At 63.4% G+C, this 12,415-nt stretch carries 12 protein-coding genes; 4 read left to right on the forward strand and 8 right to left on the reverse strand.

Annotated features, from left to right (window positions below; genetic code table 11):
* The first annotated feature begins 25 nt into the window (after positions 1–25).
* Together CK224_RS00635 and rimO are read left to right on the forward strand one after the other, a co-directional pair.
* On the forward strand, positions 26–685 hold the full coding sequence (locus CK224_RS00635; protein WP_066989793.1) for a TerC family protein: 660 nt from the start codon (positions 26–28) through the stop codon (positions 683–685).
* Positions 686–825: 140 nt separating this feature from the next.
* On the forward strand, positions 826–2,139 hold the full coding sequence (gene rimO, locus CK224_RS00640) for a 30S ribosomal protein S12 methylthiotransferase RimO (protein ID WP_095780877.1): 1,314 nt from the start codon (positions 826–828) through the stop codon (positions 2,137–2,139).
* 69 nt (positions 2,140–2,208) lie between these two features.
* On the opposite strand, the gene CK224_RS00645 is transcribed toward rimO, so the two are convergent.
* The 8 genes from CK224_RS00645 to CK224_RS00680 all read right to left on the reverse strand — a co-directional run bounded on the left by CK224_RS00645 (position 2,209) and on the right by CK224_RS00680 (position 10,497).
* Positions 2,209–3,276, reverse strand: a complete 1,068-nt coding sequence (locus CK224_RS00645) for a BMP family ABC transporter substrate-binding protein (protein WP_095777672.1) — start codon at positions 3,274–3,276, stop codon at positions 2,209–2,211.
* A 51-nt stretch (positions 3,277–3,327) separates the two neighbouring features.
* Positions 3,328–4,248 (reverse strand): ABC transporter permease, encoded by a 921-nt coding sequence (locus tag CK224_RS00650; protein WP_095777673.1) that lies wholly within the window; start codon positions 4,246–4,248, stop codon positions 3,328–3,330.
* Positions 4,248–5,360 (reverse strand): ABC transporter permease, encoded by a 1,113-nt coding sequence (locus tag CK224_RS00655; protein ID WP_095780489.1) that lies wholly within the window; start codon positions 5,358–5,360, stop codon positions 4,248–4,250. The genes CK224_RS00650 and CK224_RS00655 overlap by 1 nt, the downstream gene beginning before the upstream one ends.
* Positions 5,357–6,934: an ABC transporter ATP-binding protein gene (locus tag CK224_RS00660; RefSeq protein ID WP_176477824.1), complete on the reverse strand. Its 1,578-nt coding sequence runs from the start codon at positions 6,932–6,934 to the stop codon at positions 5,357–5,359. The genes CK224_RS00655 and CK224_RS00660 overlap by 4 nt, the downstream gene beginning before the upstream one ends.
* A gap of 215 nt (positions 6,935–7,149) precedes the next feature.
* Positions 7,150–8,127 (reverse strand): quinone oxidoreductase, encoded by a 978-nt coding sequence (locus tag CK224_RS00665; RefSeq protein ID WP_095777675.1) that lies wholly within the window; start codon positions 8,125–8,127, stop codon positions 7,150–7,152.
* Between the two features lie 41 nt (positions 8,128–8,168).
* The gene (gene pcsA / locus CK224_RS00670) at positions 8,169–8,987 is read right to left on the reverse strand and encodes a phosphatidylcholine synthase (RefSeq protein WP_095777806.1); all 819 of its coding nucleotides are present in this window, start codon (positions 8,985–8,987) and stop codon (positions 8,169–8,171) included.
* Positions 8,984–9,598 carry a DUF1326 domain-containing protein gene (locus tag CK224_RS00675; protein WP_066989810.1) on the reverse strand — a complete coding sequence of 205 codons (615 nt, stop codon included), beginning with the start codon at positions 9,596–9,598 and terminating at the stop codon, positions 8,984–8,986. The genes pcsA and CK224_RS00675 overlap by 4 nt, the downstream gene beginning before the upstream one ends.
* An 11-nt stretch (positions 9,599–9,609) precedes the next feature.
* Positions 9,610–10,497, reverse strand: a complete 888-nt coding sequence (locus CK224_RS00680; protein ID WP_095777676.1) for a DUF2182 domain-containing protein — start codon at positions 10,495–10,497, stop codon at positions 9,610–9,612.
* Positions 10,498–10,595: 98 nt separating this feature from the next.
* Here CK224_RS00680 and CK224_RS00685 point away from each other — a divergent pair, with 98 nt between their 5' ends.
* Positions 10,596–11,807, forward strand: coding sequence for a UbiH/UbiF family hydroxylase (locus CK224_RS00685; protein WP_066989936.1), 1,212 nt, complete (start codon positions 10,596–10,598; stop codon positions 11,805–11,807).
* A 226-nt stretch (positions 11,808–12,033) separates the two neighbouring features.
* A complete protein-coding gene (hspQ, locus tag CK224_RS00690) occupies positions 12,034–12,357 on the forward strand; it encodes a heat shock protein HspQ (RefSeq protein ID WP_066989816.1) in 324 nt (107 codons plus the stop codon).
* Positions 12,358–12,415: the final 58 nt, after the last annotated feature.

Below are 12,415 nucleotides of genomic sequence, written 5' to 3' on the forward strand. Positions count from 1 at the left end.
TCCGCAAACAGGAAGGCTCCAGACGATGGATATTTTCAGCGCCGCAAGCCTGACTGCCCTTGTCCAGGTCATCGCGATCGACCTGGTGCTTGCGGGCGACAATGCCATCGTCATTGGACTGGCGGCCGCCGGCCTGCCGACGGAGCAGCGCAAAAAAGCCATTCTGATCGGCGTGGTGGCAGCGACGGTGCTGCGCATCCTGTTCGCGGCGGTTACCGTCAAGCTGCTTGCAATCGTCGGACTGTTGCTCGCCGGTGGCATCCTCCTGTTATGGGTATGCTGGAAGATGTATCGCGAGCTGCGCACCTCCCATGCCGACGAGCACGAGGCGACGGAGGCGCTCGCCAATTCCGATCTCGACAGCGACAAGGCGGTTGCCGGCAAGGCGCCGCGCAAGACGCTTGGCCAGGCGGCGCTGCAGATCGTCGTCGCAGACGTGTCGATGTCGCTGGACAACGTGCTGGCCGTCGCCGGCGCCGCGCGTGATCATTTCTGGGTGCTGATCGTCGGCCTCGTGCTGTCGATCGGCTTGATGGGCCTTGCCGCCAGCTTCATTGCGCGGCTGCTGCACCGTTACCGCTGGATTGCCTATATCGGCCTGCTGATCATCCTCTATGTCGCGCTCGACATGGTCTACAGGGGCGCGATGGAAATCTGGCCGCACGTCAACAACGCGGTGAGTTGACTGCCGCCACCTGACGCGGGTTGGGCCGGCCGGTGATCTGGGTCCTGGCATTGCGTTTTGCCGCAGCAAGGACCAGCCCATACCAATGCCGCAATTAGTGTGGTATGGCGCCGCCGATCCCGAAAAACCTGGAAAAGCTTATGTCTGCCCCTCGTGTCAGTTTCGTCAGCCTTGGATGCCCGAAGGCGCTCGTCGATTCCGAGCGCATCATCACGCGGCTCCGCGCTGAAGGCTACGAGATCGCCCGCAAGCATGATGGCGCCGACCTCGTTGTCGTCAACACATGCGGCTTTCTCGACTCCGCGCGCGACGAGTCGCTCGACGCGATCGGCTCCGCCCTTTCCGAAAACGGTCGCGTCATCGTCACCGGCTGCCTCGGCGCCGAGCCGGAAGTCATTCGCGAGAAGCATCCCAATGTGCTGGCGATCACCGGCCCGCAGGCCTATGAGAGCGTGATGGCGGCGGTGCATGAGGCGGCTCCCCCCAGTCATGATCCCTACATCGATCTTCTGCCGCCCCAGGGCGTGAAGCTGACGCCGCGGCATTACGCCTATCTGAAGATTTCCGAAGGCTGCAACAATCGCTGCACCTTCTGCATCATCCCGGCGCTGCGCGGCGACCTCGTGTCGCGCCCGGCGGCCGACGTGTTGCGCGAGGCCGAAAAGCTCGCCAAGGCCGGCGTCAAGGAGATCCTCGTCATCTCGCAGGACACCAGCGCCTATGGCATCGACATCAAATACCAGACGAGCATGTTCGGCGACCGCGAGGTGCGAGCGAAGTTCCTCGACCTTGCAGAGGAGCTCGGCAAGCTCGGCATCTGGGTTCGCATGCACTATGTGTACCCCTACCCGCATGTTGCCGACGTCATTCCGCTGATGGCCGAGGGAAGGATCCTTCCCTATCTGGACATCCCCTTCCAGCACGCCTCGCCGCAGGTGCTGAAGAACATGCGCCGTCCCGCTCATGGCGAAAAGACGCTGGAGCGGATCCGCGGTTGGCGCGAGGTCTGCCCGGATCTCGCCATCCGCTCCACCTTCATCGTCGGTTTCCCCGGCGAGACGGAAGACGACTTCCAGATGCTGCTCGACTGGCTGGACGAGGCGAAGATCGATCGCGCCGGCTGCTTCAAATATGAGCCGGTCAAGGGCGCGCGCTCCAACGACCTCGGCCTGGAACAAGTGCCGCATGAGATCAAGGAAGCCCGCTGGCACCGCTTCATGCAGCGCCAGCAGAAGGTCTCGGCGACGCAACTGGCCAGGAAGGTCGGCAAGCGGCTGCCGGTGCTGATCGACGAGGCGCATGGCACCTCGGCCAAGGGCCGCACCAAATATGACGCCCCCGAGATCGACGGCTCCGTGCATATCCAGTCGCGCCGGCCGCTGCGCGCCGGCGAGATCGTCACGGTCAAGGTCGAGCGCGCCGACGCCTACGATCTCTACGGCTCGGCCGTTTGACAAGCGGATTGACTGAAAATGAAAGGGCGCCGGTGGGGCGCCCTTTTTGTTTTGATGCCAGGCTGCTGTTTACTGCGGCAGCTTGTCGTCGATGCCCTTGACGTAGAAATTCATGCCGAGCAGCGTGGCGTCGTCGGCGACCTCGCCGTCCTTCAGCCAGGGCGAGCCGTCCTGCTTCGCCACCGGGCCGGTGAAGGGGTTCCAGCCATCGGCGATCTTCTTGGTGGTCGCCTCCGCCATTGCCTTCACGTCGTCAGGCATGTTGGTGAAGGGCGCGAGCTTGACGGCGCCATCCTTGATGCCAAGCCACACATTGTCCGGCTTCCATGTGCCGTCGAGGGCAGCCTGCACGCGGCTGATGTAATACGGGCCCCACTCGTCGGTGAGCGAGGTCAGCTGCGCGTTCGGCGCGAATTTGATCATGTCCGACGACTGGCCGAACCCATGCAGCTTCCGCTCCTCGGCGACCTGCAGGGGGGCGGTCGAGTCGGTGTGCTGGACGATGATGTCGGCGCCCTGGTCGAACAGCGCCTTGGCGGCGTCGGCTTCCTTGCCCGGATCGAACCAGGTATTGACCCACACGATCTTCACCTTGAAGTTCGGATTGATCGACTGCGCGCCGAGCATGAAGGAGTTGATGCCCATCACCACTTCCGGGATCGGGAAGGAGACGATATAGCCGGCAAGACCCTTCTTCGATTCCTTGGCCGCGATCTGGCCGAGCACATAGCGGCCTTCATAGAAGCGCGCGTTGTAAATGCCGAGATTGTCGCCGGTCTTGTAGCCGGTTGCGTGCTCGAACATCACCTTCGGGAACTTCTTGGCGACCTTAACCTCGGCGTCCATGAAGCCGAACGATGTGCCGAAGATGATCTTGCATTTCTCCCGCGCCAGGCGCTCAAAGGCGCGGTCGGCGTCCGGGCCTTCCGAGACGTTCTCGAGATAGGCGGTCTCGACCTTGTCGCCGAGCGCTTTCTCCACCTCGAGGCGACCCTGGTCGTGCTGATAGGAATAGCCGAAGTCGCCGATCGGCCCCGTGTAAACCCAGCAGGCCTTCAGCTTGTCGGCCGCCTCGGCGGTTGCCGCCAGCGACAGGGCCGCGGCCGTGGTCATCAGCGCAATAAGCAGTTTCTTCATCGTGTTACCTCTCTGAGTTAAGCCTTGGAGCTTCCCGTCTTTTTGTTGTCGTCAACGATCCGGAACAAATGGCTGCCCCAACGAAGCCGGCGTGTTCATCATCGTCAGCCGCTTGTTCCGCGAGATTAGAACGAGAACCACGATGGTTGCCAGATAGGGCAGCGAAGAAAGAAACTGCGAGGGCACAGGAATGCCGAAAGCCTGTGCATGAAGCTGGCCGATCCACACCGCGCCGAAGATGTAAGCGCCGGCCAGCACCCGCCACGGACGCCAGGACGCAAAGACCACCAGCGCCAGCGCGATCCAGCCGCGTCCCGCGCTCATGTTCTCGACCCATTGCGGCGTGTAGACGAGCGACAGGTGGCCGCCGGCAAGCCCGGCGCAAGCGCCGCCGAAGATCACGGCGAGGTAACGGTAGCGGATGACCTTGATGCCGAGCGCATGCGCCGACACGTGGCTGTCGCCGATCGAGCGCAGCGTGAGGCCAGTGCGCGTCCTGAACAGAAACCACATCACGGCGGCGGTGAGCCCGATCGAGACGTAGAACAACGGATCCTGGCCGAAGATCAGCTTGCCGACGACCGGTATCGAGCTCAGGCCGGGGATGTCGAGGTTCGGCAGCCTGACGCCAGGCTGGCCGACGAAGCTGGTGCCGATCATGCCGGAGAGGCCAAGCCCGAGCAGCGTAAGCGACAGGCCGGTCGCCACCTGGTTGGTCGCCAGGGAAAGCGTCATGACGGCGAAGAGCAGCGAAAACAGCGCGCCGACGACGATTGCGGCAAGCAGCCCGATCCAGGGAGATCCGGTAAGATAGCCGGCGCCGAAGCCGCCGACGGCGCCCATGATCATCATGCCCTCGACGCCGAGGTTGAGCACGCCGGAGCGTTCCACCACCAGCTCGCCGATCGCCGCGATCAAGAGCGGCGTCGCCGCGGTCGCGATGGTCAAAAGGATGTTGACGGTGATGTCCATCAGCGTGCCTCCTCCAGCTTGGGCGCGGCCTCGAGTTGTGGCGCGGCAAAGCCGATCAGACGAATGCGATAATGAATGAGCGTGTCGCAGCCGAGCACGAAGAACAAAAGCATGCCCTGGAACACGCGCGCCACCTTGTCGGAGATGCCGAGCGCGCTCTGCACCGCCTCTCCGCCGAGATAGGTCAGCGCCAGCACCAAGCCTGCCGCGACGATGCCGAGCGGATTGAGCCGCCCGAGGAAGGCGACGATGATGGCGGTGAAGCCATAGCCGGGCGAGATCACCGGCTGTAGCTGGCCGATGGCGCCTGAGACTTCCGAGATACCGGCAAGGCCAGCCAATGCACCGGACAGCAGGAAAGTAAAGAAGACCATCTTGCTGAGGCCGAAGCCGGCGAAGCGCCCTGCCCTCGGGCTCGAGCCCAGCACGCGGACCTCGAAACCTTTCAGCATGCGGCTCATCATCAGCCAGACCGTGACAGCGGCGACCAGCGCGAAGACGAAGCCCCAATTGGCGCGGCCGGCATCCGGCATCAATTCCGGCAGGACGGCCGAGTCGCCGAACTGGATGGTCTGCGGGAAGCCGTGGCCCTGCGGGTCGCGCCACGGTCCGCGCACCAGCCAGTCGAGGAAAAGCTGCGCCACATAGACCAGCATCAGGCTGGTCAGGATCTCGTTGGTGCTGAAGCGGGTTTTCAGCAGCGCCGGGATGGCCGCATAAAGGGCGCCGCCGACCATGCCGAGCAAGAGCATCAGCGGCAGCACCAGCGGACCTTCGAATTCGGGGAACAGCACCGGGATGATCGAGCCGAAGATGCCGCCCAGAATGAACTGACCTTCGGCGCCGATGTTCCAGATGTTGGCCTTGTAGCAAACCGACAGGCCGACGGCGATCAGGATCAGCGGCGCCGCCTTGATGGCCAGTTCATGCAGTTGCCAGACCTCGCTGATCGGCTGAACAAAGTAGACATTGAACGCATTGAGCGGACTGACACCGAGCAACGCGAACATGATGGCGCCGGCAATCATCGTCAGCGCGAAGGCGATGAAGGGCGAGAGCACCGAAAACAGCGCCGAGCGCTGCGGGCGTTTGACCAGTTCGAGGCGCATCATGCCGTCTCCATCCTGTGTTCGGCGTGGCCGGGCTCGGCCCCGCCCATCAACAGGCCAATCCTCTCGAAGGTGGCTTCGGCGATCGGCAGCGGCGCGGACAATTCGCCGTTGTGCATGACCGCGATCGCGTCCGATAGCTCGAACAATTCGTCGAGGTCCTGGCTGATGACCAGAACCGCCGAGCCGCTGCGGGCAAGCTCGATCAGCGCCTGGCGGATATGGGCGGCGGCACCGGCGTCGACGCCCCAGGTCGGCTGGTTGACGACCATCACGCTCGGCTTGCGGTCGAGCTCGCGGCCGACGATGAACTTCTGCAGATTGCCGCCGGACAGCGCCGCGGCCTCCGGATCGGGAGCGCTCTTGCGCACGTCCATCGCGGCAATGATGCGCTGGGCGGCACTGTAGACGGAACCGTTCCTGACCATGCCGCCGGAGCCGACGAAGGACTTGCCGTCGGTGGCATGGCGCGACAGCAAAAGGTTCTCCGAAAGCTTCATCCGCGGCGCCGCGCCGTGACCGAGCCGTTCCTCCGGCACAAAGGCGGCGCCCATCAGCCGCCGGCCGGTGATCGACACGCCGCCCGCATCCTTGCCGCGGATGCGCACGGAACCGGGATCCTGCTGCAGCACCTCGCCGGAGACGGATTCGAAAAACTCGCCCTGGCCGTTGCCGGCGACACCGGCGATGCCGATCACCTCGCCGGCGCGTACCGAAAGATTGATGTTCTTGAGCGGAATGGCGAACGGCGTCGCGGGCTTGCGGGTAAGCCCGTGGATCTCCAGCAATGCCGGCGCGGTCTCGATGCCCTTGGCCGGCGCGCGCACCACTGCCTTGACCTCATTGCCGACCATCATGCGGGCTAGCGACGCGGCCGTCTCCTGGCGCGGGTTGCAGTGGCCGACGACCTTGCCGTGGCGCAGCACCGTGGCGCGATCGCAGATGCGTTTGACCTCTTCCAGCCGGTGCGAGATGTAAAGGATCGACTTGCCCTCAGCGCGAAGCCGCTCCAGCGTTTCGAACAGCTTGTCGGCTTCCTGAGGCGTCAGCACCGAAGTCGGCTCGTCGAGGATGATGAGTTGGGGCGTCTGTAAGAGGCAACGGATGATCTCGATGCGCTGGCGCTCGCCAACGGAAAGATCGCCGACCAGCGATTCCGGATCGAGCGGCAGGCCGTAGCTGTAGGAGAGCGCCCGCGCCTTCGCGGCAATCGCGCTGATCGGCGAGCCGTCGTTCAGCGAAAGCGCGATGTTCTCGGCCGCCGTCAGCGCTTCGAACAGCGAGAAATGCTGGAAGACCATGCCGATGCCAAGCTTCTTGGCGAGGCCGGGGCTGGTGATCCTGACGGCTTGGCCGTTCCAGAAAATTTCACCCGAATTCGGTTCCAGCGAGCCGAACAGCATCTTCACCAGCGTCGACTTGCCGGCGCCGTTCTCGCCGAGCAGGGCGTGGATCTCGCCCTTCGCGATGTTGAGGTCGATATGGTTGCACGCCGCCAGCGTGCCGAAAATCTTCGTAAGGCCACGAACCTCCAGCAGGTTCGCCCTGTCATGATTTGCACTCACAGTGCCTCCCATCCAGTTACCCGGATATGTTCTGTGTTCCCGCTGGTATCGTATGCGCGGCCGGCTTCGGTCGGAAAGCGGCACGCAACTTGAAAGAGCTTCAAGAATTCCAGCGGAAACTCAAGGGGTAAGATAGGCCTGTTCAGGGCAAGAGGGAAACCAGTAAGCTTGTCGGGGAAACCACTGCCTTGAGGCGCGGCAAGGCGCTGAAAAACAAGGCAGGCGGGTTAGGGGATGAGGATGGTTGTGCCCGTCGTCTTGCGGCCCTCGAGATCGGACTGCGCTTGTGCCGCGTCCTTCAGCGCGTAGCGCTGGTTGATCTTAACCTCGACGGCGCCGCTCAGCACTACCTCGAACAGCGCTTGCGCCGAGGCCACAAGGTCCTCGCGTTTGGCGTTGTAGACGAAGATTGTCGGGCGGGTCGCATAGAGCGAGCCTTTCTGCGCCAGAAGCGACATCGGGAAAGGCGGGATCGGCCCGGACGACTGGCCGAAGCTGACAAACATGCCAAGCGGCCTCAGGCAGTCGAGCGAAGCGGGAAAAGTGTCGTTGCCGACGGAATCATAGACGACGTCGCACTTTTTGCCGCCGGTGATGGCGGCGACGCCGGCGACGAAATCCTGCTCCTTGTAATTGATGACATGGTCGAAGCCATGTGCCTTGGCGAGCTCGACCTTGTCGACGGAGCTCGCCGTGCCGATCACCGTCGCGCCGAGATGCTTTGCCCATTGGCCCAGGATCAGGCCGACACCGCCGGCCGCGGCATGGTAGAGGATCGTGTCGCCCGCCTTCACCTTATAGGTGCGGCGCAGCAGATATTCGGCCGTCATGCCTTTCAGCATCATGGCCGCCGCCTGCTCGTCGCTGATGCCGTCCGGCACCTTGACCACGCGGTCGGCGGCGATCACGCGTTCTTCCGAATAGGCGCCGACATTGACGGCATAGGCGATGCGATCACCGGGCCTCAGCCAGTCGACGCCGACGCCAACGGCCAGCACCACACCCGCCGCTTCGCCGCCCGGAATCAGCGGAAACCCGCCCGGCGGCGGGTAGAGGCCCGAGCGATGGTAGACGTCGATGAAGTTGAGGCCGATCGCGGTATGCCTGATCAGAATCTGCCCGGCGCCCGGCTGGCCGGGATCCGAATCCTCATAGGTCAGGACCTCGGGGCCGCCATGGGCGTGAATGCGGATCGCTTTGGACATTGCTCAACTTTCTCGGAAAAGGACGGAAGCTGGATATCGAGTCAGGATTTCCTGGCGCCAAGATTGGGGAACATCTGCATGATGCCCCCGATGCAGGCGAGATAGAGGCCGGTTACCGTAATGCCGGCCTTGGTGAAGATACTGACCTGCTCGCTCAGAACCCCGATCTTGTCATAGAACGAGGCAAGTGCGGCCTGTGCCAATGCAAGCGCGCCGAAGGCGCACCATAACAGCGTCATGCCGAGATTGGCCGGCCTGAGCCGCACCACCCGTACCGGGTGGATGAAGTTGATCGGCAGGAAGGTGAGAATACCGGCGACCACGACCACGGCGAAGGAAACCCACTGCCCCGGCTCGATGACAAAGAGCGTGAACACCACCATGTTCCAGACGACCGGGAACCCCTTGAAGAAGTTCTCCTTCGTCTTCATGCCGGTGTCGGCGTAGTAGATCGCGCTGGAGACGACGATGATCGCCGCCGACAGGAACGACAGGTTCTCGCCCATCAAGCCGCGCTGGTAGAGCGCGAAGGCCGGAATAAGCACGTAGGTCACGTAGTCGATGATGTTGTCGAGCAGCTCGCCCGACCATGTCGGCAGGATCTCCTTGACTTCGAGTTTCCTAGCGATCGGGCCGTCGATGCCGTCGACGAAGAGCGCCAGCCCCAGCCACCAGAACATTGCCGTCCAGCGTCCCTCGCTCGCCGCCACCAGCGAGAGGAAGGCGAGGAACGAGCCGGACGCAGTCAGCAGGTGCACGGAGAACGCCCGCGCCTGCGGCCACGTCACTTTCTTCTTCGGCCGCGGAATCCGCTCCGCGATTTTCTTGGCCGCATTCCGGGCCGCTGTGTTCTTGCTCACGGGCCTCGCCAATCCAGCTTACATATCTCGGCCGAACGGCCGGCGAAATTCCAATTGCGGCCGAAGGCGCGCATCTTGCTCTTGTCGGACTTCGCCACGATGATTTCCGGTGCGATCCAGTATTCGGAATTGGTAATGACGGTGTCTTTATCGCGGTCCTTGCCGGGTATCGGCGTCACCGCGCCGTCGATAATCCGCGGTATCTGGAAAACGCGCGTCCTGTCACGCGTCTCATAGGTGATCGGCACCTGTTCCACGCCAAGGAAGTTTCCAACCAGAATCGACAGCAGCGAAGTGGTCCCGCCCGCCTTGCCGGTGAAGATTTTTGTCAGGGCTTTCACGGCATAGATGGAGGCGCGCTTGTCGATGAACAGGCCGGCGCTCCAGTTGCCGCGGCTCATATAGCCCGGGATTTCCATGACCAGACCAAGATTAAGGCCGGAAAGATCGACCTCGCCGAAATGGCCGGCGTCGATGCGGAACCCGGCCCACGTCTGGCAATAGCCTTCGGTCGGCGGATGGCTGCCGAGCGACAGAACGCAGGGGCAGAAAACCGTGCAATTGCAGGAGAGTACCAGCTCTCCCTTCATCGCCCAGCTCTGATCGGCCATCGAAATCTCCCTCACGCGGAAACTAATAGCAGGGCGGCGGCCCACACAAGCAGTATCGCACCGGAAACCTGGCTGGCCACCCTGCCCGCGGTCTGTTTTTCGATCAAAGCGAACAGGCTGATCAGCGCCATCCAGAAGATGTTCATCGCGCCCACGGCGAACATGACCAGCATCAGCGCCCAGCAACAGCCGAGACACCAGACGCCCTGCTCCACTCCCAGGCGAAAGACACGCCCCGGCTTCGCGCTCCAGTTGGCAAACAGGATCGAGAACGGGTTGCGGCATCTCTTGAGGCACGCCTGCTTTAAGCCGCTGAACTGATAGAGGCCGGCGATCGCCAAGGCGGCGGCCCCGGCAATCCCGACGACGGGATCGAGCACCTGTCCCGCGGCGGCAAAGCCATAGATTATGAGCGTCAGCGCGGCGAAGGGCACTGAGGCGGCAAGCCAGGTCGCGAGAAATCCCATCACCAGAATCAGCGGATGGACGACGGGCTCGCCCTTGATCCGGGCGGTATCGGCAATCTCGCAATAGGTGCGGATCATCGGCGCCGCCGAGGGCAGCATCGTCGCCACCGCCATTATGAACCACATCAGGACGAGCGCCGACGCCGCCAACGAGCCTGAAAGCGGCGCCGGCGCAAGGCACAAAGCGAAGAAACGGTCGAGGAAATCCGGCAGCGGCAATGGCGGCAGGTTCTTCAGCAGCGCATCGCCCGGAGCGCCGCCGGCAACGCGGCTTTCGGCGCCGCGAATAGCCATGGCAGCGAGGATCCACCAGGCAAGCACGACGCCCGCACCGATAGTGAGCATCACGGCAAGGCGGGGGCTGCGCGCCAGTCCCGCCGTGGCGCGGCCGGCGCGGTCGAGATGGCGGAAATCGTGCTCCTGGGCGCTCATGCCAATCGAATGGGCCGAATCGCCGCGTTGATCAAGCCCGCCGATCTGCCCTATACCGCATGCAGGCCGACGGGCCGCCATCAACATGGAAGCCTGGCGTGGAGCAGAGTGACAAAGCCCGAATATTGATCGCCGGCAGCGGCCCGGCCGGCCTGATCGCGGCACTCGGCTTTGCCGAGGCAGGCTTTGCCGTGACGTTGGCTGGCCCCGAGGCCGCCGGCGGCGATGGCCGCACCACCGCCCTTATGAACCCTGCTCTCAAGGTGCTCGACCGCCTGGGCGTGCTGGCCGAACTCAGACCGCAGGCGGCGCCGCTGAAAATGATGCGCATCGTCGACGCAACACGCCGGCTGATCCGCAGCCCGACCGTCACCTTCCGCGCCAGCGAAATCGGCGAGGAGCAGTTCGGGCTCAACCTGCCGAACAAAATCCTGATCCCGGTGCTTGCCAAGAAGGTCGCCGCAAATCCCGGCATCGAGTGGCGAAAGTCGATGGTCGATGCCTGGCGGCTCGACGCCGACCACGCGCATGCGAGCCTCGCCGATGGCAGTGAGGTCTCGGCATCGCTGGCGGTTGCCGCCGACGGGCGCCTGTCGCCGGCGCGCGAGGCCGCCGGTATCAAAGCCTCCGCCCGACCCTATCCTCAGTCGGCGCTCGTTCTCAATTTCAGCCATCGCAGCGAGCATGGCTTCATCTCGACCGAATTCCATACCGAGACCGGGCCGTTCACGCAGGTGCCGCTGCCGGGCAAGCGCTCCAGTCTCGTCTGGGTGGTGAAGCCGGAAACGGCACAGGAACTGGCCGCGCTCGACGATGCCACGCTGTCTGTTCGGGTCGAAGAGCAAATGCAGTCCATGCTCGGCCGGGTCTCGGTCGAGCCCGGCCGCCAAGTCTACCCGCTTTCGGCGGCCTCGCCCGGTCGGTTCGCGCAAAACCGTGTGGCGCTTGTCGGCGAGGCTGCTCATGTCTTCCCGCCGATCGGGGCACAAGGCCTCAATCTCGGCATCAGGGATATCGACGATCTAATTGGAATCGCCAGCGAAAATCGCGACGATCCCGGGTCGAGGCTGAGCCTTGCCGCCTACGACACGCGGCGCCGTCCGGACATCCTGGCGCGCAGCAGTGCGGTGAACTTGCTCAATATGTCACTGCTGTCCGACATGCTCCCGGCGCAGCTTGCGCGCAGCGCCGGCCTCAACGTACTGGGCAGCTTCGCGCCGCTGCGCGCCTTCTTCATGCGCGAAGGCCTGCGGCCGGGAAGCGGTTTTCGGGCGCTCGCCGGCGGCTTCAGGAAACAGGCCGCGCGCTGAGGCACATTTGCAAACTACCGCTTTCGGCCGAGGATTGCGCCCGCTGATAGGTAGCTTGGTGGGCCAGGGCGTCGGTAAAGCATTGCATTGGAGCAACGTCTGCGCCAAATCGTACCAAGCCGAAAGTCGGGGTCGATTTTTGAGCGCGTGACGTGTAGATTCAAGACCTTAGGCGCCCTGTGCGCGCAAGCCGCTGCGGCGCCTCGGGACCGAAGTGGTGAGTGCGATGAAGACGGCCAAATTCGCGATCGGACAAGTTGTTCGCCACCGGCTGTTTCCGTTCCGTGGCGTGATCTTCGACGTCGATCCGCAATTCGCCAACACCGAAGAATGGTATGAAGCGATCCCGGCGGACATGCGTCCAAGCAAGGACCAGCCTTTCTATCACCTTCTCGCCGAGAACTCCGAGACAGAGTACATCGCTTATGTATCGGAGCAGAACCTGCTCGAGGATCGGTCGGGCGAGCCGGTGCGGCACCCGCAGATCGGCGAGATGTTCGACAAGCTGCCCGACGGGCGCTACGAGCCGAAAGGTCACTCGAAACACTGACGGCTGGACAAGCGACAACAAAAAAGCGGGGCGCCTGCCCCGCTTTTTGCATGCTGGA

It is taken from the genome of Mesorhizobium sp. WSM3862 (assembly GCF_002294985.1).
Lineage (GTDB): Bacteria > Pseudomonadota > Alphaproteobacteria > Rhizobiales > Rhizobiaceae > Mesorhizobium.